The organism is Affinundibacterium flavidum, from assembly GCF_014284175.1.
GTDB lineage: Bacteria > Pseudomonadota > Gammaproteobacteria > Burkholderiales > Burkholderiaceae_D > Undibacterium > Undibacterium flavidum.
In genome coordinates, this window is the sequence record NZ_JACOGA010000015.1 from 40,032 (window position 1) to 63,642 (window position 23,611).

The window sequence follows — 23,611 nt, forward strand, 5'->3', positions numbered from 1 at the left end:
AAAAAATTATCAGCCTAACGAAAAAGCCACGATGAAACGTGGCTTTATTCTTAAAAACTGGTTGCGCAAGCAAGATTTTAACCTACAAATTTTGGGTTATGAACTAGCCTTGACGCGCCTCAAAAAACAAGAAATCCAAGACTTCCATACCTCAATTGGCGCCATTATAACGCAATTTACCGATTTTAGTGCAGCAGATTTTGAAGTCTAAAGGAATTAGAAAGTTTGCATATAGCACAATCATAATTCAGAACTCTCTCCCGGAACGCTTAAAAAATTTGAACTTCAAAAAAAGGGGGAAAACGAGTCGACGCTACCGCAAACAAAGCTAATGGTCATATCAATCGCAAATTTCAGCATAAACCAAGTACGACTATAATTAAAAAGCTAAAATGTCTAAATACGACAACCCAGTAATCAGACGCTATCGATATCGTTCGACTTTATCCTCACGTCATTGTAAAAAGGCAGGCAATGTCCAAAATAACCAATCTCGCGGCAATCATGCGGAGTCAAGTTGCAGTTCTTGCGAAAGAATTCCCCAGGCAAGCAGCTCAGAATAAAGATAAGAAAACGCACAGCAATTCAGACACACTTGATGTCGCTGGACTTATTGTCCAGAAAGTGAAATTGATCTCCCGACAAAGCCCGGATCGACGTCAAAAAGCATTTCGTATTTTTCTAGAAAACACTATCGCCGCAGAAATTGGTTTGGATGTATTGAGTGATCCACTCTTCTACCAAATGATTGAAGACATTCAAAATACCATGTATTCGGATTCCACATTACGCTCACTCATCGAAGAATGTATTGATCAACTTTTAGCTAGTCAATAGTAAAATACAGGATCATCCTCTTAGTACTTACGCACAGTCGGCCCAGCTAGGCGTGCTGCCACAGGCGGTACAGTTTACGACGACGTTGGGGCGATTTTGCGTAAGTCCTATTCTGAACGTGGTGATAAAAACTCTTAGCAAATAAGATCACCAAACGAATGCGCTTTTAGGTTCTGCCGTAAGTTCTTCAAAGCAGATTTATGAATTTGTGAGATTCTGCCCTTCGTTAAAGAAAAAATCTCGGCGATTTCTTCCATCGTAATTCCTTGCAAGTAGTGATAACGAATAACCCGTTGTTCGGAGTTGGATAACAGCGACAATTGTTGCAATAAGAGATCTCTTAACTGTTTTACTTCGAGACTTTTATAAAAGGGAAATTCGACGGCACTATCTTCTGCTGTCTCAGCAATTCCAGTGTCGGCAAGCATCCATGAAATAGCAAGTCCAATTCCCACTTCAGCTAACACACTAAAAATCTTGTCTTTTGCATGTGCGTTAATACTGTCACTAACGACAGCACTACTCGCAGCCAAGCGATCCGCTTGCAATCGTTTTATTGTCGATAGTTGACGTTGTTTCTCGGTTTGATTTTCGAGACCATTCAAAATGGCTCCACGTATTCGCTGCTCAGCAAACGTATTAAATTGCAAACCGCGTGTTGGATCAAACCGATCGATCGCTTCCAATAAGCCGACCCGAGCTAGTTGATGATAGTCCTCAAACTCAACCTCATTTCCCTGACGGCGAGCATAGAGTACTGCAGCAACGGTCTTGGCATATGCCAAATAATGATCAACTAGTTGAATACGAAATTTGCTTTCTCTCGACTCGAAAAAAAGCATCCATAACTCGAGCTCTCTATCTTTTGAAATCAACTGAGTGTTCTTCAAAGTCTAATTCTCTAGCTGAGCAAATAAATCTGCTATTAATGGAAAGAACCAACCAGCGCACGCAAAATCAAATTCCAACCATCAACCAATATAAACATCAAAATTTTAAGTGGTAGAGCAATTGAAACGGGAGGCATCATCATCATACCTAGTGCCATTAATACGCTAGAAACGATGAGGTCAATCAACAGAAAAGGTAAGAAAATAACAAAGCCAATTTGAAACGCTGCGCGCAATTCAGAGAGCATAAAGGCCGGTATCAATTGTACGTTGCTAATATCTTCCATCCGACTAGGTTGAGGAGCCTTAGACAACTCCACCATTAATGCCAAATCTTGCTCTCTGGTCTGCCTCACCATAAATTCTCGAATGGGCAACGCAGCACGCTCGTAAGCGATTTCAGCACTAATACTTCCCTCCATATATGGCTGAAAAGCATCTTGATTTACAGTCTGCAATGGCGCTGACATGACGAACATCGTTAGGAAGAGCGCAATGCCTATCAAAGCGGAATTCGGCGGCGTCTCCTGCATTCCTATTGCATGACGTAGCATCGACAGAACAATGACAATTCGCAAGAACGAGGTGAGGCAAATCAAGAGTGAAGGAAGCAGAGCAAGCACTGTCAACGCGAGCACCACTTTTACGGCTTGACTTGTATCCGTTAAGCCGCTGCCTGCTTTTTGCTTACTGGTACTCGATACTTGGTGCGTTGTGGATGGAACCGGCTTCGAACTTAGAACAGGTTTCAAACTCGCCACACTCATCTGCTCATTCCCTATTGCTCGCGTGGCATAACTGCTTTCGTTCTTTTCTACTTCGAAAGAACCATCCCCTCGTAGATCTTGAGCAAACACCAATCCACTACAGAAAAAAACACTCAAAATGATCAGGCAACATTTACGGATGAAGACTTTTAATCTCATTGCACCGCCCCATCTACCTGAGTATCGTGGTCATGACGACCATTGATCTCGCTCCTTGCAATCAAGGTTGTCGCTTGATCGGTACAGGCAATCATATATTCAGCGCCATTCCACTCCACTAAATGAAGCGTATTCTTTGAAGTAAGTGCGATACGCTTTTTTACAAAAAATTTTTTCTCATCTACATTCGCTATCGTATTTCGGCCCCAGAGCCCCTGTCCATTTGAGCGACGCTTCTGTAGGTTAAAATAAAAAATGAAGGCTGCGAGGACGAGCAGTACAAATCCAAAACTTACCGCAACATTGGCAAAGCTTTCGGACGCAGCACCTCCATCCTTTTTGAAAGGTATCTCACTACGTGCTTGCACCGCTTTCGATGGAACTGATGCGTCCCGCCTGGCATCCGTCATTGGGCTTGCGGCAGTCACTTTGTCTACCGAAGCGTTGGCAAATGTCGTAGATAATAATGCGTAAATGAATGCCAACGCTAGCCATAGTGTTAGCCTACTACGAAGTTTATATCGAACATAATATCGAACATGATATCGAACATTAAATAGCATAGATACCAGATCAAACTTGTAACGGGATAGGTAATTCGGAGATTCGAATCGCAAAATGGCCATCGATAGCGACCAATTGCCCGCGCGCTATCGTATGCCCCTCAAGAACCAAGTCAACAGGTTGATCTAATTTTGTACTCAATGGAAAAACTTGGTGCTCTTTCGCGCTCATCAGTTCACCGATGGAAATTTCCAGTTCGCCAACCACCACCCTCAGTTTTGTTTTAACCAGGCTTAATGGGTTAATGCTATTGAGCACCGGTAGAGTATTCTGAATATCCGAGGCTTGCGTCGCTTGCATATCGCTTAAATCAAGGATATCGACAGAGGGTTCTGCTTTATTGCCTGACGTAAGCTGATCTCGTTCAGTATTTGATAAAGTATTTTCTTGGTTCGCTGTCATATTTTTCGTTTCTAGAAATGTCTTATAGGACTTATACAAAATTGCGCTGGCTTGGGTGTAGCGAGGAATTCAGGCTACATGTTGCCTGTTCGCATAACAACTTAGTCTTGCAAGGGTGGCACCACAGACAGTACGGTTGCTCGGCCTGTCCCTGCGAAGGCACGGGCAAGTCGTATACAACGACACCAACGTCTGTTTTGCGTAAACTCTATCTTAATAACTCAATTGCTTTGTGTTCGCCATGCTTGCCCAGAAAGGCAGAACACACTCCTTCGCCTACATTTGTTCTCAAGTTCAGCGGTTCATCTAACTGATGTCCCAATCGAACCACATCACCAATGCAAAGATTTTTGATGTTAACTAAATCCAATTCAACTTCTGCCATTTCCACGCTTAGGCTTACTATTTCGTTCTTGAGCGCTGCACTTAGCTTTGATAATTGCTGATTCGATTTTCGGACAGATTGATTTCCCACGAAATCTGGATCATTTCCAAACAGACCCGATCGCAGCGTAGTCCAAGCGATGAGTAGATCTATTGTTCGCTCCAAAAATTGAATCGATACATGGATACAGCCACTCCAAGGAGTCCTTTGCGTATATGGAATCTGTTCATCATGCTCTAAAATCACAGCATTACCTTGGTCAACTAATATGGAACTCACAAGGGATGTTAGAAAATGTGAATAAGCATCATCTGCAACTCGTGACTGCAAAGAAAATCCGCCAGCGTTGGAAGAATATTTATGCTCCACACCAAACAGTTGCTTACTCAAAGTTGATCTCAGTTTAGAAAAATCACTAATCCAGAAACCTTCATCTTCCACACCAAATCGATGCCAAAGCGCGTCAAATTGGGGGATAGATTCGTGTGCCAGGCTCACCTCGATGAGTGGTGAAGATTGCCCGACACTAATCCATTGCGCACACCAACTCGAAGCGAAGTTTTGAAATAGCACTTTAATCTTTGCAAGCTGCTGGCTGTCCGGCCAAACAAGCTCTGAAACTTTAACTTTAGGTTCCGCGGTGCTCTTCGCGTAAAGATTACTAGAATAAGCAAGCACTGTTTACTTACCTTTCATCGAGAAAAGTTCCTGCAGCATTTCATTCGCTGTTGAAATAATTTGTGATGATCCTTGATATCCACGTTGCATGATAATGAGATCGCTGAACTCTTGAGACAAATCAACATTAGAAATTTCTACCATTCCAGATTTAACACTTCCAAAGTTACTCTTACCCGCCACACCCGTATGCCAATCAGCAGGATTAACGGCATCAAATTCATTGTTCCCACGTGCTGCAACAGAATCTAAACTTTCGAACTGCGCTAAACTTAAGCGGCTGCCTTGTACCGTTTGCCCGTTCGAATAACTGAGTGAAAGTGTACCAAGTGCATCAAAACTGGCACCAGCCAAAGCGCCGGGGCCATATCCATTTTGCGATGCAAATGCCAATAACGAAAGGGAGCTCGAAGCGGTTGCCGTGACATTTGCACTAAAATCAAAGCTTAGTGGCATTGCCGTCAAACCTGCTGGCGTATAGTTCATTTGAACTTTGGAATTCGCAGGAACAATCTGACCATTGGAAAAAATAATTTGGCCAGTACCAATCACTGTCGTTCCTTCCGATACTTCAACCGCCCAACTACCCGCAGTCGTTGCATTGGTATTAGTAAACTTAATACCGAGCGTATGTTCTCCACCTGCCTTGTCCATCACTTTTACACCTGTCACATTTTGAGTTGTGTTGGTGGTAAGCAGGCTACCAGAGAATTTTATTTCTGATGTTTGTTTCCCCTCACTGGTACGTTTTCCAGACAAGGAAATTTCCGTCATGTTACCGTCACTATCTTGCCCCATCACTTTGAAACCATCAGAACGATTAACTAAGATGCCATCAGAGTTGAACTCAAATTGACCTGCACGGGTGTAATGCAACTTCCCTTCAGCATCTTTCAAGGTAAATAGCCCTTGCCCATCAACTGCAAGGTCAAGCGAATTTCCTGTTTGACGTAACTCACCTTGTTTAAAGTTGAGTGCAGTACTGCCGTAGCTTAGGCCATGCCCAACTTGGCCAAAATTATTATTAGGAGCTCCATTATTTGAATAGAACAGATCCCCAAACTGCAAACTTGAGCTCTTGAAACCCGGCGTATTAATATTGGCAGTATTGTTAGCGATAACGCGTAAGCCCTTAGAGTATCCCTGCAAACCACTCATCGCAATATAAATTGAATCAAGCATGATTTATCCTAGAAAAAAATTAAAATATTGTTGAATTATTGGACTTACGCGAAATTATCTCAGCAAGATTGGCGACAGCAACGCTGGGGCAGTTTTGCATAAGTCCTAAATGAGTTTTATCGAACATTGGTGATTTGATTCAGACCAATATTGTCCAACGTCGAACCTGATGTAGTAAGGATGCTCATCGTTGGCGAATCGCCACTCAGAGACAAAGAAACTACCTTACCGGCGATCGTCGCACTGCCATAACTAATATCGACATTGCGACCAATTAATCCCACGGACTGTAATGCAGATTGATTCACGATCAATTGTGAAACTTTCGAATTAAGTTCTTGTGTCTGTTGCAAAGCAGTGAACTGCGCCATCTGCGCCATGAACTGTTGATTATCAACTGGCTTCATCGGGTCTTGGTAATTCAATTGCGTCGTCAGCACCTTGATTAAATCTTGAATCCCCAAACTATTCCCTTGCAAATTATTTGCGGAGCTTGCACCACTAACTGATCCTATCGTCATAATCCCATCCTTTTTGAGTTTACATTGACACCACTCTGCATTATTACTTTGCGTCCTTCAGTTACTAGAGAAGTGCTTACATCCTGCTTATCATTCGCATCGCCTTGTTCAAACGATGTTGTTTCCCTGCGCTGCAAAATTGATCGTCCATTACACACCAAAGCATACAAATGAACTCCTTGCTGAGTGAGCCACAAACGAAGTGTGTGCGATAAAACGGCAAGATCAACTTGAGCTTGTACATCCACACCCAACCAAATTTTTAATCCATTTTCAGACAACTCTGTGTGAAAACGTAAGGTTTCTCTTTCAATAGATTGTCCCTTTTCCAGCGTTCTGCGCTGCAATCGATCCACTTGGTCAAATGCAAAATCCGGCGCAACTTCTTTACGAGAACTGTCATTCATATTGAGCACAGTAGGCGACGATTGTGCCATTGACCTAGTTGCGAATCTGGTTTCTATAGGACTAAGTGAAGCGCTTGCTTTTTCTCTTATTGCGTCAATTCCAAGCTTTGCCATGACTTCAACAAGGCCTTTTTGCAATTGCTCATTCTCAAGTTGACGATCTGGCTTAGCACTCATGGCTGTCTGATGAACTTCTTCATTGCCGAACGATAAGGGAATTACAGGCGATTCAACTTGTGCCAATCCAGTTTGCGCTGGTGCCGGGGCACTTCCAACGGGTGATTGCTCACGTACAGCCACTGGCGGGTGATTCACTTCGGGCTTAGGCGACAATACCGTTACCGAATCGTTGCTCTCCAACTCTTGATCAACCTGAGTTACTTTTTGACTCTCAATCTGATTTACATGCTGACGAGACACATTTAAGGATGAGCTAGATGGGCTATTTTGAGTTGTTCTTGATTGCTCACTCTCACGATACCCGTTTTCAATATGGCTAATACCGTATTGATTAGGAGGCAGTTTAGGAGGCAGTTCCTTCTTAACATCTGGGGCTTCATTGGAGGTACTTAATTTTATTACGTCGTCCTTAAACTTTCCCTTGATTTGAACTGGGTCTTTTTGCAATTGTTCACTCTCAGGCTGACGATCTGTCTTACTGCTGATGGCAGGCTGATGCACACGCTCATCGACGAACGACAATGGAGCAACTGGTGCGTCATCTTTCACCAATCCAATTTGCGTTTGTACAGGTGTACTTACGCCCGATGATTGCTCACGCGCAGCGATTGGTGGGCTATTCATTTCAAGCTTAGTCGATAATGCTTGATCTTCCTCTTTACTCTCAAACTGTTTATCAACCCGAATTACATGCTGGCTAGGTACCATCAAAGATAGGTTCTCCTGTGCCACTTTTGATTGCTCGTCCTCGTGAGACTGTTTTTCAATATGGCGAATGCCGTATTGATCAGTATCCAAATTATCAACCCGCGCGACAATCTGGTGAGGCACTATCAAATTTGGCTTATCTTGCGCCACTCCTGATTGTTCATCCTCGTGATGTTCTTTTTCAATATGGCTAATGCCATATTGATCGAAACCCAGATCTTTCTTAGCTTCAGAGTTTTCGATGAACAGTCCCAATCTCGCCATTTTTTTTATTGCGGTATTGTCGCGATGCAGTTCATCTCTGAATGTCGGATTCTGTTGAGCAGCATCTGATCCCACAAAATGGTCGCGTGCAATCAGACCATGTTGTAACCAGGAGTTCGCTTGCTCTCTCTCCATCGCACGACGCCAAGCGTCGCGTCTGCTGCCTATCGCCCCCCCATCTGGATCGATATCAGTTTTTTGTTTCGCTGGAGTCAGATCGAATATTTGATTAATATTAATTGACATAATCAGGCCCTCTGCACTTTTGCTTTTTTACGCCAAAGACTACGCGCACTCCAATCTCGATCTGCTTCAGAACTCAATAATTTACTTTGCTCTAATCCAAAATCTGCAATCGCATTCTCGCGATGCGATTCGATCAACTCAAGCTTCATCTGTTGGTCGACGCATGCCGCACGCGCATCTATCACTGAAGCTTGTAGCCTCAACAACTCTTCCGTCTTAAACTGAATTTGCATTTTTTTTTCCTGAAGGTATTGCAACGCATGACCGTGATTTGCTACATCTAATTGCGTATTCCAAACATTTTTTGCATTATTGGCTTCCAACACATATGCCTGTTTCAGGGCACGCAGTACGTATTCACATTGAGTAAGTTCCGCTTGTAGGAGTGCCAGTCTTTGCTGTCGGCGACTTAACTCCCATTCTGCAACTTTCAGCACCGGTGCTAATTGATAAACGAAACCACGTAAATCTTTTCCTTGACTCATTTCGCTTCCCTCGCTAAAGCGGTAGATAAGGCCGTAGATGGAATTTGAGAAAGGATATCTCTTAATGCCCGGATTCCAGTTTCTCTTGCTTCACCACCTTCGCTTTGACGTAGCCAGTTCATCAATTGGGATTCAATAACCAGCACCGCATCCAATGCAGGATTGGAACCAGATTCATATGCACCGATATCCACCATCTGACTATTACGCTCAAGCAGCGCCAAATACTTCACCATATCTACAGCCAATTTTCGTGCATCTGGAGTAACCAAATCGGACATGACACGACTTATACTTTTCAAGATATCAATCGCTGGATACTGTCCTTTATGCGCAATTTGCCTGGACAATACAATATGACCATCAAGAATCGACCTCAGTGCATCTGAAATTGGCTCATTGAAATCATCCCCTTCAACTAATACCGTCATCAGTGCTGAAATCGCACCACCAGAATCACTCGTACCACATCTCTCACATAATTCTGGAAGCTCTGCAAAAACTGAGGGTGTATAACCACGCGCAGTTGGAGGCTCACCGGCTGAAAGGCCAACTTCTCGTTTGGCCATAGCAAACCGTGTAATCGAGTCCATTGTTAACAACACCTGCTTACCCTGATCTCTAAAGTACTCAGCAATACTCAATGCCGCATACGCTGCACGAATACGTGCCAATGCGGGTTGATCGCTCGTTGCCACCACCACTACGGATCGCTTCAATCCGTCTTCACCAAGCTGCTTATCAATAAATTCGCGAACTTCACGTCCTCGCTCTCCGATCAATGCAATAACATTCACGTCCGCCTTGACATGCTTCGCAATCATTCCCAGCAAAGTACTCTTGCCAACACCACTTCCTGAAAAAATTCCTACTCGTTGGCCTTTACCTATGGTCAATAGCGTATCAATTGCACGCACACCCGTTTCGAGGACATGCTCAATCCGAGGTCTTTGCATAGGATTCACCGCCGCGACCCGCAATCGACGAGTCTGGGTAGTACGAACTTCACCTTTGGAATCGAGCGCTTCACCAAAACAATTGATCACCCTACCCAACAGCGCATCACCAACATCGATTTTGCCAAATTGATCCTCAGCCACCACCTCACAACCCGCGGCAATACCATCTACCACCCCATAGGGCATCAAAATCAAAGAGTCACGACCAATCCCGACAACCTCCGCCACAATAAAGTCTCTGTCTGATAGAGAAATAGCATTCACTTGGCGAGGATAAATTTTGCACAATTCACCAACAGACGCGCTCAATCCCTCGACTTCAATCGAGAGACCGCTAAATTGGCTAACCTTGCCAACGCGTCGTATCAACACCGCACGATCTATAGCAGCTTGGTAGTGAGTAACAAAATCTTCACGCATAAATTACTTTTAGGACTTACGCAAAATTGCTCTAGCTAGGCGCGTCGCCGAAGACAGTACAATTGTACGACGAGGCGACTGCAACGACGCTAGCGTCTGTTTTGCGTAAGTCCCACCTTTAAAAAATTTCTCAATATACAGAACTTGATCGCTGTAGAACTGCTTTCAAACGCCCCGAAATACTTCGCTTGGACGTCTTATTCTCATCATTGCTGATATTCCTCGCATGACTTCCGAATGCATCTACCAACTGTAAAGAATCATTGTTGCATTCTTGTTTTTGAAGTTCTTCAAACAAATGCAAGCATAAACTCTGATTCAACAATTCTGGCTTGGATTGTGAATCCAAACTCGATCCAAACTTCTCCTTAAATTTCTCAATACTTATTTGAATTAAGCGCGCCTTACGCACATCAAATAACTTCATCAACGCGCTATACCAACTCCAATCATGAATATTCAATACGCTAGCAATTAATTCAGGTGTCTCATCACATAACACTGCGTAAATCCTGTTTGCCGAAACGCGATCAATTTTATCCAAAATACTTTCGCGACTTCTGTCAGCAATAACCTCACTAACCGCATGCTTTTCTCTCGCCAAGAATGAATCAATAATTTGACGATCACGCGGAATACCAAGTGAGCTTAACTCTGCTAACAAAGGCATCAGGAGCTCAACCTGCTCTTGAACCAACTCACCCATCAACCAATCGCGATCTTCAGGATGCAGGCTGTGCAGCATTAAGGCTAAATGCTGCAATTTATCCTCACGAATATGCATAAATTAACCCCATTCAATCCTGCGTATGTCGCGTTGCCAAATCGGGCACTGATTCCAAAGCCGAGTCTTTATTTAGCCATACGCGAATTTGTTTTAGGGCAGCCTCTTTTTCTTTGTCAGATAGACGAGCGCTATGCGCATTGGAGTTCGTACGTGCATTCAAAAATAAGAGCACAGCAAGCATCACAATAGCAATCACGACCAGCAGAATGAGCAACTGGAAAGCAGGATTTGTCATCACTGCGCTTTTACGTTCACCGCCATTTTCACGAATACTCTCATGGCCTAATTCCTTCGTTGCACCGACATTTCCAGGTTCACTGGACAGATTCGATAGATTCGCTTCGAGACCACCATCTCTTGGTGAAAAAATATGTTGAACGACAATACTATCACCACGCTCTACTGATGCACCGACAGCAGTAGCGACTAAGCTACGTAATTTTTCTGACTGCTCTGCATCGAGGTGTTTTTGAATAACAGCAACTACACTAATTTTTCGAATTGCCCCTGGCTGACTAATGACCTGTTCAACACGTCTCCCTACTTGATAGTCAACTTCACGATTCACGCTACTTTGTTTAACGCCCTGGCTCGAACTTATTGCGTCAAGCGGTGCTGCATTGTCTCGGCTCATTTCTCGCTCTTTGACAATCACACCGGTCGATGCTTGTCCCGATAGCGGCGGCGCTGCCAAAACATCTTCTGTCGTCGTCTTAATTTGATCCATATCGAGAACAACATCTACGCTTGCCAATGCCTGTCCACTTCCAAACATTTGTTCTAAAACTCCATTCGCTTTCTTGTTGAGCAGGCTCTCTGTATCGCGCTTTAGATCAAGACTAGCACTCGACACCTCAAATTCTTGCGTTCCTGTGCGGGTTAGTGCAATGCCCTGTTGATCTACGATGGTAACGTCCTGCGCCAAGATGCCGGGAACCGAGGCTGCGACTAAACGTTGTATGCCATTGACCTGTTCTGCTCGCAGCTTCTTACCTGGCTTCAAAGCGATATTAATCGCTGCTTTGGCTTTGCTGCTAGCACGTTTAAACAGTCCTTCTTCAGGCATAGCCAGATGTACGCGAACATCTTTAATTTCGTCGAGAGACATAATGGTCCGGGTAATCTCACCTTGTAGCGCACGCTGATAATTAATCTTCTGCGCAAACTCCGTCATACCAAAGTCACTGTTGTTAAACAACTCAAACCCAATCGCACCATGCAAGGGAAGGTCTTTACCCAACAATTTTAAGCGAGTCGCATGGACTGCTTCTTTCTCCACCAAAATGGTATTGCCGCCATCGTCGAGACGATAGGGAATCTTCAAACGATCTAACTCCGCAACCATGACAGCACTATCTTGAGGTTTTAGATCTGCAAACAAGATTTGATAATCTACTTTTAATAGAAGTGCTGCAACAGTCACTGTCACACCGAGAATCAAGGCAACTCCAATGGCCAATCCCCACTTGCTGGCAAGGCTCAAATTATTCCAAAACGTTCTATCCACAAACACTCCAACCACAATATTTTAAGTATTTTGACTACCGAATCAACTCTTGCTATCTCAAAACAATCTACACGAAGCAAGCGTCAAATTTGCATCTTCATCACCTCTTGGTAAGACTCTAATAATCGATTTCTTACCTGAACCATCAATTGGAAAGACAATCGACTCTCTTCCAGACGCATCATCACCTGGTGTAAATTTTGAACATCTCCAGTCGCAAGCGTCTGCAGATCTGCTTGAGAGATCAATAGCTGTTCATTTACCTGTGCTATTCCTTGACTCACCATATCTGAGAAACCTGAACTTGAAGCCGCGGCAACTGAAGGCAGCGCGGATGTCGCAGGAAGAAATTCGGCGCCTTGAATGGCGGCAATCGCTGATATTTCCATCAGTTTCCTCCACCGATATCTAAGGCTTTTAATGCCATGGTTTTAGATGTATTCAATGCCGCCACATTTGCTTCATAAGCACGCATGGCACTCATCATAGTGACGGTCTCTGTCGCAGTATCAACACCAGGGTAAGCAACAAATCCTTTTTCATTCGCCATAGGATGACCCGGTTCATAAACCAACCGAGGGCTAGCATTTATCGGTTCCATACTAAACTGAGGAGCTGCGTTAACACCCTGCCCGGTTGCTAGGCTTTCGTTCATCAAAGTAGAAAATGCGGTTGGTGCCATCAGACTGCGTGCCACTACACGCATGGGACGAAAGCCATTGCCGTCGGCGCTTTGCGCTGTATTAGCATTCGCCAAATTCAAGGCTGCAACGTCTACACGCGCACGCTCGATAGACATACCTACGGCGCTGACAGAAAAACTTTGTCGATAATCCATATTCTTTTTCCCTTATTTTTTATCTCTATTTTTTATTTCTATTTTTTACCATCGGTTACAGCGGTGTTCATTATTGAATAATGGCGCATCAGGCCACGTACCAGCGCTTGATACTGAATTGAATTGTGCGCCATTGCAGCAACCTCTTCATCCAGTTCAACTTTAGCTGGCATGCCCTGTGCATCGGTCACAGCCTCTAAACGCAATGGTGGTATAGCATCCTGACCGACACCAGAGGAGTACCCTTTTGAAGCCATTTCCATTTGTTCGATCTGTGAAGCGAAACTCACACGCATGGGTGTGTAACCCTCTGTGTTCACATTCGCGATATTGTTCGCAATCAACTGCTGTCGTAAGGTCGCAGCATCCAAAGCCAAACTTAACTTGGTACTCGTAATACCCTCGATACTTGTTTGTGTTGTTGTCATTTTAATTAAGCTCCTGCTTTCAGACTCCTGTTTACCACAGGATTTTTACTGCACAATTAACTCGGCATGCAAAGCACCAGCTGCTTTCATGGCTCTCAATATTGAAACCACATCTCGTGTACTCATTTTCAATTTCGCCAGAGACTGTACGAGATCAGAAACCGTACTAGAACCAGTCGCGACACCGTTACCGCTTTTTTCATCAACGTCTAATTTGGTATTGGTGACAAAGGCAGTTTGTACACGACTAGCACCCTGCCCAATAACAAATGGTTGTGAAACAGACTGGTGATTCGCTACAGAAATTTTCAAGTCTCCGTGTGAAATAACCACCTTAGAAATTTGCACATCACCGCCCGCAACGACCACACCGGTACGCTCGTTAATCACAACTTTTGCTCGACGATCTGGTTCAACCACGAGGTTTTCAAGATCAGCGATAAAATCAACCAATTGCAGTTCTTGTTCATTACTCACCTTGATCTGCACACCAGAGGCATCGCCAGCCTGTGCGATATCCAATCCAAATTTTTGATTAACTACTTTTGCGATACGACTCGCCGTGGTGTAATCGGGCTCGGCCAACACGAAGGTAAGTTTATGATTTTCGTCAACAACCTGTGAGGTAACGCTGATTTCAACCGTTGCACCATTTGGTACTGAACCTACAGTAGGATGATTTTTTTGGATGACATTGCCGTTGGCGTCATAACGAAAACCACCAACAGAAAGCGATCCCTGAGCCAGCGCATATGTTCTTCCATTGGTCGCTTTTAATGGTGTGAGAAGTAGGCTTCCGCCCACCAAGCTTCTCGCATCCCCAGCAGAGTTGACAACAACATCAATATTGTCGCCCTCTCGTGCAAACGGTGGTAGCGTCGCGCTGACCAAGACGACAGCAACATTTCGACTCTGAATTTGCTCCGCAGGAATAGTCAACTCAAACTGAGAATACACATTAGCCAGAGCCTGCCTTGTGGTACGGCTTGATGGAGAATCACCAGTACCTGCTAAACCAGTAACGATGCCATACCCTACCAAAGCATTGTCTCGCCAACCCTGCAGTTTACCGAGGTCTTTTACTCTGACTTCCTTGGATTCAATAGCATTTTTTTTCTTATTGTCAACGTGGTTAGCGTAGCTAGGTAAACTCTGCGATACACATACCAACACAAAGCCGCCAAGCAAGAAAGATTTCAAGGGATTCAACATATTCAACATATTTATAGCCCAAACCAATCAAGTACTTTGCGCCAGAATCCACGACGCTGACGTTCCGTCAATTCGCCTTCACCGACATACGTAATTTTCGCATCTGCCAATCGGGTGGAAAGAATGGAATTCGTATCGGAAATATCGACGGGGCGCACGCGACCCTCGACATTAACGCGTTGTGATTCATCGTTGACCGTCAACAATTGTTGACCGCTCACCAGCAAATCACCATTTTCGCTGACAGACTTTACTGTCACACTAATCGTCGCAAGCAAACGATTCGCTCTTTGGGTCTTACCACCACCGTCAAAATCACCATTCACGCCAATACCAACTTGCTTTACGCTACTACCATCACGGTTAAGCTCAGCGCTCACATTGTTTTTGCGACGTGTACCAGTATCGGAGCTCGTTGATGCGCTCGAATTTTCAAACACTTGCACCGTCAAAATATCGCCAACACGTGCAGCCTTCTTATCTGATGTCAGGGATTTATAACTCCCTTCCTTAAATAATTTATCCGCCATGGCACTTCCATTGACTGCAATCAGAAGACATGCCAGTAATAAAATACGCCAGCCATAACTTTTTACATCATTGAGACCTCTGCGCAACCGTAGCGAGCGGTCAAAGTTTGAATCGAGAAGCGCACCTGTGCTAGAGTACAGCGAGCATCGCAGACTCAAAATTTGATCGCGCAGTAGGCTGTGCAGAGGTCTCTCATTTAGCGCTCTGTTTTGTACGTTTCTTCCTGATACTTTGTGACTCATAAAGTTACCTCAACTTTTCCCGCCGCAATTACGCGTGCTTTCAATACTTCCTTGCTATCCTTTGCGCGCACTGTGATCCACTGTCCCATCGCACCATCTTGTAGCGCTTCTACTTTACTCTCTACCAAGATCGCCCCAGTGCTAGCGATCAGCGTCAACCATTCTCCACGTATCGCCACAGGCTTGAGCTCCATTGCTCTGGCTGTCAAAGTGTCACCTTTCTTCATGCTTTGTTTGACACGTAATGGCGCAGCATCAAGCAGTTTTTCCTCTAACACGACATCGCGTGGTGCAATCGTTAAATCGAGTTCGGTTTTTACCAAATTACTCTTAGACAAAATGGCGTCTTTATTCAAAGATTGATCAAAGACATAGGCGTTTTTAAAAGCGCCAACTTCAAATTCAACGGGTACTAAACGTACAAACCGTTGATTCGTCCAAACCTCTAACCACACAGTCATGCGCTTTTGCAAAGTCATTGACTGACTAAATGGGTGTGGCTTAATCTCAACCTCACCTTCAGGAACTTGCAGTGATTTTGGAACCCGAACCAACTTCATCTCTGCGCGATCAGACTGTTGTGTTAGCCAAGTACGCAAATGACTTTGAGCTGTCTGTCCAATCAATGTTGAAGATAACTCCTGAACTGGAACGCTAACTGTAACCTGATGCGCACCTCTCCACTGTAGTTGTCTGGCTAGATCTGGCACACGGGAATTGACCCAGCGTCGAATCACTTCACTTTCTAAATTCACTACCTGCCCCAATTTCGGTGCACGACCTAAGTAAATCGTGTTAAGGCGTCGTATCGTTGTCAGATCTTCCGTGCTTAGTTGTGCAACATCCCCTAAGGTAACGATGTCGCGCTTAACATTGACATGCGAGCGCAATTCAACCACCGCACCGGATGCAGTTGCATAGACAGGTGCCAACATTGTGATCGCGATTAACGCGCGCACAACTTGCCGGGCACTCATACTATTTGTCAGCACTTCATTCACTCCTTCAAAAAATCACTTACGTAAATTATTGATCATTCCCTGCATTTCATCCGCAGCTTGTACCAGCTTCACATTCGCTTCATAAGTACGTTGCGCAATCATCAAATTAACCATCTCCTCAACCATTTTGACATTCGATGCTTCTACATATCCTTGCGAAATCGTGCCAACACCAACATCACCAAACGAACTATTCAAGGCTTCGCCCGACGCCTCATTTGCTTTGTAAAGGTTATCGCCTACGACACTCAACTGGCCTGGACTCACAAAATTAACCAATTCAATCTTGCCAGCTTCAACATCAGTCGATTGTCCTGCTAATCTGTAACGCACTGTGCCATCACCAGCAATAGTCATTGACTGCGCACTGTCTGGGATTACCATGGATGCCTTTAACGTTGGCCCCGACGCTAACGCCAATTGCCCTTCTTTCGTGAGTTTGAGGGTACCGCCTCGGCTATAGGCCACACTGCCATCAGGCATGTTAATCTCTATAAATCCATCGCCTTGAATAGCGATATCCAATGCCGAATCAGTACGCTTTAATTCACCTTGATCAAACATTTTTCCCGTCGCAGCGATCCTTACGCCAGCACCAATTCGCGCTAGATTCGCGGCGAGTCCAACCTCATTCTCTGCTCCACCCAAAGGGTTAGTACGTGCCACATCTTGTACCATCATGTCGGTAAAACTCACCCGACTCTTTTTATATCCGGGAGTATTGGCATTCGCCAAGTTGTTAGCAATGGCATCAACATTCGCCTGTTGCGCCTGCATCCCGGTAGCGCCAATGTAGAGTGATTTGCTCATCAGTTATTTTCCCCAAAATATAAAATTCAAATTTAGTCTAAGCGATAGGTTTGGCTAAATATCGCCTAACTTGCGAATAGCCGTTCCCAACATTTCATCGTATCCTTGCGTCACTTTTTGCATGGATTCAAAATGTCGCATAGCTTGCATGAGTTGCACCATCTCCTCCATCGAACTCACATTTGAATTCTCCAGATGCCCCTGTTTAATCATCGGTGAACTAGCTTCTGTCCATTCAGCCTGTTCATTGGCAACGATTAGGCCATCTCCGATTTTTCTGAGCGCACGACTGTCTTTCATAGTCATTACCTTGATCTGCGCAAGCACCTTATCGGTCGTCGCGGTTCCTTGGTGATCTAAACTACCGTCACGAATATTGCCGTTCTCGTCAATGATAGGATTGCTCGTCTTCAAAAAAATTTCGCCTGCCTTGCCCAAAACAGGATACCCCTGCGCCGTTACTAATCGGCCACGTGCATCAAGCTGCAAATTCCCTTGACGGGTATATGCAATACCGTCATTTGTTTGAATCTCAAAATAGCCATTGCCGCCTAAAGCTAGATCTAACTTCTGTCCCGTTGCCTTGAGCATACCTGCTCGCGTATCGGTCATGACTTGTGCCATCAATGGATGAGATTCGTCTGTCGAAGCATTCTGTGCGGTAGATGCTGTTTGCATCATTAATTCAACAAACGGTCGTTCAATCACCATTTCGCGCTTATAACCTGACGTCGTCGCGTTGGCGAGATTGGCACCCACGACATCGACACGCTTCATGTCATTCTGCATACTTTGCAAAGTCACCGCTAAAATTCCACGCATACATTTACTCACTTATTTACGGACTTATCTGTTCACTCAATTATTTACTCAGTTACTCGTTCAGTTACTCACTCAAACAATTCGATGTGCCACTCAAATTTCGACAGTACCAAACGATTTCAACTCTATGGTTTGCGGTATTTCTGACATCGACAACACCCGCAAATGAGGAACAACCCGTTCACTCAAGGCACGAATATGTCGACGCAAATCAGGTGAACATAACAATACCGGCAATAAATTACTCTTCATCATCTTCTCACTTTGTTGAACCAATTTGCTCACAAATTGTTCTGCCAATTTCGGTTCTAAAACAAACGGACGAGGTGCTTGTCCTTGCGCACCTTCTTGATGCATTTGAATCACGCTCTGCATAAATTCGTTCTCTAAAGCCGGATCAAGCGTAATCACATGCAAGGCATTTGACTCACCGAGTAAGCTCTGACAAATAGCATTTCCCAAGCGTTGACGCACTGCTTCTGTAAGATAAATATGCGCTTTAGATAATCGCCCAGAATCTGCCAATGTCTCAAGAATCGCTTCAATATGCCGAATCGATACTTTCTCACGTAGTAGATTTTGCAAAACGCGCTGCACATCACTCACCGACAAAACGGTTGGAATCAACTCTTCAACCAAACTTGGTTGCGTTTGACGCACACGGTTCAACAACCTTTCTGTTTCTGCCCTAGTCATCAAAGTCGCAGATTCGCGCTTCAACACCTCTGTCAGATGTGTAAGAAATACAGTTTCGCCGTCTACTAATGTGTAACCAAGGCTAGTCGCTTTGCTCCTGAGATTTTCATCTATCCATAGTGCTGGCAATCCATAGGTTGGGTCTTTAGTGGCTTCTCCTTCAATCGAAGTCAGATCACCTTTTGGGTGGATAGCCAAAATTTGATTGATGCGCGCTTCTCCCTTCCCGACAACCACACCATCAACACAAATTTCATATCGATCAGCCGCTAGTTTTTTACCATCCTTAAATTTTACTTTTGGCAGAACCAAGCCTAGATCCATCGCGTGCTGCTTACGAAAAATACCAATGCGTTCCATTAAACTACTAGCGGAAATAGTAATGAGTGGTGTCCAATTTGCGCCAACATGAATTTCAATGGGTTCCACCGGCAACATGGCGTAAGGATCGTTTTTATTTTCTTTATCCATAGTGCCAGCAACATCGTCAACAGCTTCATCATCTGTCGTGACACCTTCAGTTTCGTTTTTGCGGCGATACGCCATATAAGTAAAAAACAACATCACGCACATCAGGCCGGCGGCAGGTACGCCGGGAATTCCAGGCAAAATAACCAATACCCCCAGTGCGAGAGAAACCAAGAGCAAGGTCTTGGGAAATGAAGAAATCTGTGTAAAAACTTCTTTACTCAAATTGCCATCCGACGCTGAGCGCGTCACGATAATGCCCGTGCCCAAAGCAATCACCAACGCAGGCACTTGAGTTACGATACCGTCACCTATCGTCAGCAAAGTATAGGTTTGCAAAGCCTGCGCCCAAGGAATACCCAATTGCATGATGCCAATCAACAGACCACCAACAATATTGATCAATAGAATAATGATGCCCGCGATCGCATCACCTTTTACAAATTTACTTGCACCATCCATCGCGCCATAAAATCCCGATTCTTTCTCAAGGTTCTTGCGTCGACGTTGTGCTTCCGCCTGATCGATGAACCCCATATTCAAATCAGCGTCAATACTCATTTGTTGGCCTGGCATACTATCCAGCGTAAAACGCGCCGCTACTTCTGACACGCGTTGTGCACCACTCGTAATCACCACATACTGAACGACAATCAAAATCAGAAAGATGATTAAGCCAATGACGTAATTCCCGCCCACAACGTATGCGCCGATAGCACCGATAACGCGACCAGCATCACCATGCGACAAAATTAATCTCGTCGCCGCAACATTTAACGACAATCGAAAGAGAGTCGCGATCAATAGCAGTGATGGGAAAGTTGAAAACTCCACAGGGCGAGCCATGTAGAAAGTCAACAACAAGATAAGAAACGCGAAACTAAAATTCGTCAAAATCAAAAAGTCCAGCACCGGACTGGGAATCGGCGCGAACAAAATAACCAATACAGTCAGTGTAAAAAACACTAAACCGAGATCACTGTATTTTCCTAAAACTTTACTAATCTGATTCATTATGCTGGCCTCGCCATTCTCTCTTGACGTGCTTTTCGCATTGCCATTACCCAAATCAAAATCCGTGCGACGTCAGCATATAAGTGCTGTGGGACGTGGTGTTCAACGTCAACTTCATGAAAAAGTTTGCGCGCCAAGCTACGATTTTGTACGACTGGAATCTGGTGACGTGCCGCAATTTTTCGCATGGCGGCTGCCAGGCTACCAGCACCTTTCGCCAACAGTTGTGGTGAATCCATCTTCCCATGTTCATAACGCAGTGCGACTGCAATATGCGTTGGATTCGTAATGAGTACGTCAGCATCCTTAGTTTTAGCTGCAGACTGACTGCGTTTGAGCATTTCTTTGCGCAACTCACGCAACCGTGAACGAATACGAGGATCGCCATCACGATTCTTCATCTCATCTTTAATATCACGCTTACTCATACGCATTTTTTTTGCGAATTCACGGCGCGTATAAATCAAGTCAACAGCAGCTAACAAGAACAACATGAGAGCCATCTTAAACCCTAGCGAAACGACATCGTCCAACAATAACTTCAGAGCCTCCGCAGGAGAATACGCTGCAATATGAAAGAATTGGCTAGTCAAGCCCTTCAAAGCGATATATACGACCAGACCAAGTAATAGCAATTTCAAACAAATGCGACCCGCATCAAACAAGCTGCGCATAGAAAAAAATTTCTTTATCCCATTTGCAGGATTGAGCTTAGTAAAATCAGGCGTGATCGGATGGGTCGACAAGATAGCGCCTGTTTGTACTAAATTGGAAACAATGGCAGTCAACATAATGGCAAAAAAAAATGGCAACAGCATGAAGATCCCACCCTTCAACATATTTGACAACAGATACCAATTACTCGCAAAGCTAGAGTCGGTTTGTCCCATCTTTGCAATTAAAGCCAAATCAAAACGAAACAACTCACGCATGCCATCAAGGCCTCGCCAATACAGCATCACCAAAGCGACAATAAACACCAGCACCGAAACAGCATCTGTACTCTTTGCGACCTGACCTTTTTCTTTCGCCTTTTCAAGCTTATACGGCGTGGCATCTTCGCTGCGGTCAAAATCTTCATCCGACATCAAATGCCCCTTTCACTGCGATGAATCGAGGCGCAATATCAAGCCTTGCTTGTGGAACCGAACTATTAGACTGCTGTGACTGTGGTGTTGACAACATCCAATCCCAAGTCTGAAAAATACTGCCGTAAACACGATTTAAAACATTGCCCATAGCGACAAACCAGATCGACAAAGCGACGATACCGACCACGATCTTGATCGGCACTCCCATGACAAACATATTCATCTGCGGCATATTCCGCGACACCACACCAAGCGAGAGCTCTACCAACAACACGCAAAACACTACTGGTGCAGCCAATGCAAAACCTAGAGTAAATAACATTCCGATTTGCTTCATAACCGGCAGAGCAAAACTTTCGATTGACCATGATGCCCCTAGCGGGAATTTATCGACACTCAATGCCACCGCTCGCAACACGGTATGGTGACCATTGACCAGAAAGAAAAAGATGACGCCAAGTTGATTGAAAGCAGAGGTCAAAATGGGCACTTGCTTCTGCGTTAATGGATCAAACACTTGGGCTACACCGAAGCCTATTTGTATATCCAATAGGTTTCCTGCAACCGAGATGGCAGCAAACGCAATCATCGCACCGATCGAGAAACTTGCTCCTAACATCAACTCTTTGAGTGCCGCGGCCACGATAAATCCAAGGCCGCCAGAATACGATTCTGTCTGAGCAAGCTCTGATGTGATTCCCATGGCAATTGCTATACTCAAGCAGAGTATGAGCAAAATACGAACAGAACCTGGAATAGGATTAGCAAATAAAATCGGCGAAAACAAGAGAACGCCTGCCATGCGAATGGATAGAAAAAATACGTGCATCAGCCACGAATTATTTCCCCACTGCGCAAATGACATCCCGAATTCCATCATCTTGACTTAACTCACATTCGCACTAAAACATGGCAGGAATGTTGGTCCACAGTTTGACTGTGAACTGCGTCAATTTGCGCAACATCCAAGGCCCGGCAATGATCAAAGTCAAGGCAGCAGTTATCAACTTAGGGACGAAAGTCAGGGACATTTCCTGAATTTGAGTGACTACTTGAAATACGCTAATCATTAAACCAATGAGCATGGTCAAACCCAAAACTGGCATACATATCAAAAGACCTGTCCAGAATAAGTCGGACATTAGATTGAGTGCGTAATCAGAATGCAAGTGCAGCTCCTTCTGTCTAATGTGATGCACACATTAGAACGATTCATGTGTTTTTTGGCGAGGATCACTCCCTTATTTTTACTTAGCAAAAATCAAAATTCTGCCAAGTAAAATCCGATCCCTCTTAACTCATACAGCGATTACAACAATATTTCAAAAATTATTCAGACTGCTTTGCACGTGCCGCCAACAAAATCGATTTCAATGCACCTAGTTGAGTCTCAAGTCTCGCATCAAGTACACCACCATCTACTTCGACCGTGCAGCCACCCAATTGCAAACTAGTATCAGCTATCCAACTGACTTTGGCTTGCGTCTGATCGGCAAAGTCTGGTACGCCTTGCTCACGCAAAATGCGTAAATCTGCAGGATGTAAATGCACTACTAACTCACTCGAATTCGCGCATTGCTTCAACACTTGCTTCACCATGGCACGCACGGCATCACAACTGTGCGCGCTTGCTCCCATCATTTTGCACACGGCTTCGAACGTGACTGCGACCGCAATATCTTCCAAATCCAAAACGTTATTTTTTAATGCAGTCTGAACCTTGGTCGATAAGGCTTCAATATCTTTCAATTGCGCCGCAAATTCGCGCTTTGCTTCATCAATACCTGCTTGCTTACCCTCAAGAAAACCACGTTGGCGGGCCACTTCTTTCGCCGAATCAACTTCGTCTTTTAATTGTGTGAGAATGGCCGCCCTAGCCTTTTCTGTAATTTCCTTAATCTTCTCTTCATCTGGCATGGTTTTCATGACTGGATGTTTATCGAATACAGGTTCAACATTTGCTGCTGCCGGCATAGGAGGCTTACTTGGCTTCACCATCGCTTTGGAGCGCAAATTTACGAGCGAACGCTTGTTCGTCGAAATTTCAGGAGATCGGAGAATCGAAACCATAAGATAAGGCCACAATCAAAAAAGTAAGCGTATTTGCAAC

27 protein-coding genes are annotated in these 23,611 nt (G+C 44.5%); 2 read left to right on the plus strand and 25 right to left on the minus strand.

The window, feature by feature from the left end:
• Nucleotides 1–31: 31 nt before the first annotated feature.
• Together H8K55_RS15775 and H8K55_RS15780 are read left to right on the plus strand one after the other, a co-directional pair.
• A complete protein-coding gene (locus H8K55_RS15775; RefSeq protein ID WP_186943026.1) occupies nt 32–211 on the plus strand; it encodes a hypothetical protein in 180 nt (59 codons plus the stop codon).
• Between the two features lie 263 nt (nt 212–474).
• A complete protein-coding gene (locus tag H8K55_RS15780; protein ID WP_186943027.1) occupies nt 475–837 on the plus strand; it encodes a hypothetical protein in 363 nt (120 codons plus the stop codon).
• Nucleotides 838–971: 134 nt separating this feature from the next.
• Here the strand turns inward: H8K55_RS15780 and H8K55_RS15785 are convergent, their stop codons facing one another.
• From H8K55_RS15785 to H8K55_RS15905, 25 genes are all read right to left on the minus strand, one after another.
• Nucleotides 972–1,679 (minus strand): sigma-70 family RNA polymerase sigma factor, encoded by a 708-nt coding sequence (locus H8K55_RS15785; RefSeq protein WP_186943028.1) that lies wholly within the window; start codon nt 1,677–1,679, stop codon nt 972–974.
• A gap of 83 nt (nt 1,680–1,762) precedes the next feature.
• Nucleotides 1,763–2,584, minus strand: a complete 822-nt coding sequence (gene fliP / locus H8K55_RS15790; protein WP_329605053.1) for a flagellar type III secretion system pore protein FliP — start codon at nt 2,582–2,584, stop codon at nt 1,763–1,765.
• A gap of 65 nt (nt 2,585–2,649) precedes the next feature.
• Nucleotides 2,650–3,138 (minus strand): hypothetical protein, encoded by a 489-nt coding sequence (locus H8K55_RS15795; RefSeq protein ID WP_186943029.1) that lies wholly within the window; start codon nt 3,136–3,138, stop codon nt 2,650–2,652.
• Between the two features lie 88 nt (nt 3,139–3,226).
• Nucleotides 3,227–3,619 carry a FliM/FliN family flagellar motor switch protein gene (locus H8K55_RS15800; RefSeq protein WP_186943030.1) on the minus strand — a complete coding sequence of 131 codons (393 nt, stop codon included), beginning with the start codon at nt 3,617–3,619 and terminating at the stop codon, nt 3,227–3,229.
• A gap of 208 nt (nt 3,620–3,827) precedes the next feature.
• Nucleotides 3,828–4,682: a flagellar motor switch protein FliM gene (locus tag H8K55_RS22205; RefSeq protein ID WP_186943031.1), complete on the minus strand. Its 855-nt coding sequence runs from the start codon at nt 4,680–4,682 to the stop codon at nt 3,828–3,830.
• A gap of 3 nt (nt 4,683–4,685) precedes the next feature.
• Nucleotides 4,686–5,864 (minus strand): flagellar basal-body rod protein FlgF, encoded by a 1,179-nt coding sequence (flgF, locus tag H8K55_RS15810; protein WP_186943032.1) that lies wholly within the window; start codon nt 5,862–5,864, stop codon nt 4,686–4,688.
• 116 nt (nt 5,865–5,980) lie between these two features.
• Nucleotides 5,981–6,385 (minus strand): flagellar hook assembly protein FlgD, encoded by a 405-nt coding sequence (locus tag H8K55_RS15815; RefSeq protein WP_186943033.1) that lies wholly within the window; start codon nt 6,383–6,385, stop codon nt 5,981–5,983.
• Nucleotides 6,382–8,190: a hypothetical protein gene (locus tag H8K55_RS15820; protein ID WP_186943034.1), complete on the minus strand. Its 1,809-nt coding sequence runs from the start codon at nt 8,188–8,190 to the stop codon at nt 6,382–6,384. The genes H8K55_RS15815 and H8K55_RS15820 overlap by 4 nt, the downstream gene beginning before the upstream one ends.
• Nucleotides 8,191–8,192: 2 nt before the next feature.
• Nucleotides 8,193–8,675, minus strand: coding sequence for a hypothetical protein (locus H8K55_RS15825; RefSeq protein WP_186943035.1), 483 nt, complete (start codon nt 8,673–8,675; stop codon nt 8,193–8,195).
• Complete coding sequence (locus H8K55_RS15830) at nt 8,672–10,054, minus strand: FliI/YscN family ATPase (protein WP_186943036.1); 1,383 nt, start codon at nt 10,052–10,054, stop codon at nt 8,672–8,674. The genes H8K55_RS15825 and H8K55_RS15830 overlap by 4 nt, the downstream gene beginning before the upstream one ends.
• A 130-nt stretch (nt 10,055–10,184) precedes the next feature.
• On the minus strand, nt 10,185–10,838 hold the full coding sequence (locus H8K55_RS15835; RefSeq protein ID WP_186943037.1) for a hypothetical protein: 654 nt from the start codon (nt 10,836–10,838) through the stop codon (nt 10,185–10,187).
• Nucleotides 10,839–10,851: 13 nt separating this feature from the next.
• Nucleotides 10,852–12,348: a flagellar basal-body MS-ring/collar protein FliF gene (gene fliF, locus H8K55_RS15840; RefSeq protein WP_186943038.1), complete on the minus strand. Its 1,497-nt coding sequence runs from the start codon at nt 12,346–12,348 to the stop codon at nt 10,852–10,854.
• A gap of 83 nt (nt 12,349–12,431) precedes the next feature.
• Complete coding sequence (gene fliE / locus H8K55_RS15845; RefSeq protein ID WP_186943039.1) at nt 12,432–12,737, minus strand: flagellar hook-basal body complex protein FliE; 306 nt, start codon at nt 12,735–12,737, stop codon at nt 12,432–12,434.
• Entirely contained in the window at nt 12,737–13,186 is a 450-nt protein-coding gene (gene flgC / locus H8K55_RS15850; protein ID WP_186943040.1) for a flagellar basal body rod protein FlgC, read from the minus strand. The genes fliE and flgC overlap by 1 nt, the downstream gene beginning before the upstream one ends.
• A gap of 38 nt (nt 13,187–13,224) precedes the next feature.
• Nucleotides 13,225–13,614 carry a flagellar basal body rod protein FlgB gene (flgB, locus tag H8K55_RS15855; protein WP_186943041.1) on the minus strand — a complete coding sequence of 130 codons (390 nt, stop codon included), beginning with the start codon at nt 13,612–13,614 and terminating at the stop codon, nt 13,225–13,227.
• A 45-nt stretch (nt 13,615–13,659) separates the two neighbouring features.
• Nucleotides 13,660–14,835 carry a flagellar basal body P-ring protein FlgI gene (locus H8K55_RS15860; protein WP_230408656.1) on the minus strand — a complete coding sequence of 392 codons (1,176 nt, stop codon included), beginning with the start codon at nt 14,833–14,835 and terminating at the stop codon, nt 13,660–13,662.
• Nucleotides 14,836–14,837: 2 nt separating this feature from the next.
• Nucleotides 14,838–15,356, minus strand: a complete 519-nt coding sequence (locus tag H8K55_RS15865) for a flagellar basal body L-ring protein FlgH (protein ID WP_186943042.1) — start codon at nt 15,354–15,356, stop codon at nt 14,838–14,840.
• A gap of 239 nt (nt 15,357–15,595) precedes the next feature.
• The gene (gene flgA / locus H8K55_RS15870) at nt 15,596–16,591 is read right to left on the minus strand and encodes a flagellar basal body P-ring formation chaperone FlgA (protein WP_186943043.1); all 996 of its coding nucleotides are present in this window, start codon (nt 16,589–16,591) and stop codon (nt 15,596–15,598) included.
• 21 nt (nt 16,592–16,612) lie between these two features.
• On the minus strand, nt 16,613–17,410 hold the full coding sequence (gene flgG / locus H8K55_RS15875; RefSeq protein WP_186943044.1) for a flagellar basal-body rod protein FlgG: 798 nt from the start codon (nt 17,408–17,410) through the stop codon (nt 16,613–16,615).
• Between the two features lie 54 nt (nt 17,411–17,464).
• Entirely contained in the window at nt 17,465–18,232 is a 768-nt protein-coding gene (locus H8K55_RS15880) for a flagellar hook-basal body protein (RefSeq protein ID WP_186943045.1), read from the minus strand.
• Nucleotides 18,233–18,325: 93 nt separating this feature from the next.
• Nucleotides 18,326–20,410, minus strand: a complete 2,085-nt coding sequence (gene flhA, locus H8K55_RS15885; protein WP_186943046.1) for a flagellar biosynthesis protein FlhA — start codon at nt 20,408–20,410, stop codon at nt 18,326–18,328.
• Entirely contained in the window at nt 20,410–21,498 is a 1,089-nt protein-coding gene (locus H8K55_RS15890; protein ID WP_186943047.1) for an EscU/YscU/HrcU family type III secretion system export apparatus switch protein, read from the minus strand. Before H8K55_RS15890 ends, flhA begins: the two co-directional genes overlap by 1 nt.
• Nucleotides 21,488–22,381, minus strand: a complete 894-nt coding sequence (locus H8K55_RS15895; protein ID WP_329605054.1) for a flagellar biosynthetic protein FliR — start codon at nt 22,379–22,381, stop codon at nt 21,488–21,490. Before H8K55_RS15895 ends, H8K55_RS15890 begins: the two co-directional genes overlap by 11 nt.
• Before the next feature lie 22 nt (nt 22,382–22,403).
• On the minus strand, nt 22,404–22,700 hold the full coding sequence (fliQ, locus tag H8K55_RS15900; protein ID WP_408057980.1) for a flagellar biosynthesis protein FliQ: 297 nt from the start codon (nt 22,698–22,700) through the stop codon (nt 22,404–22,406).
• 130 nt (nt 22,701–22,830) lie between these two features.
• Nucleotides 22,831–23,475, minus strand: a complete 645-nt coding sequence (locus H8K55_RS15905) for a FliH/SctL family protein (protein WP_222612499.1) — start codon at nt 23,473–23,475, stop codon at nt 22,831–22,833.
• Between the last annotated feature and the right edge of the window lie 136 nt (nt 23,476–23,611).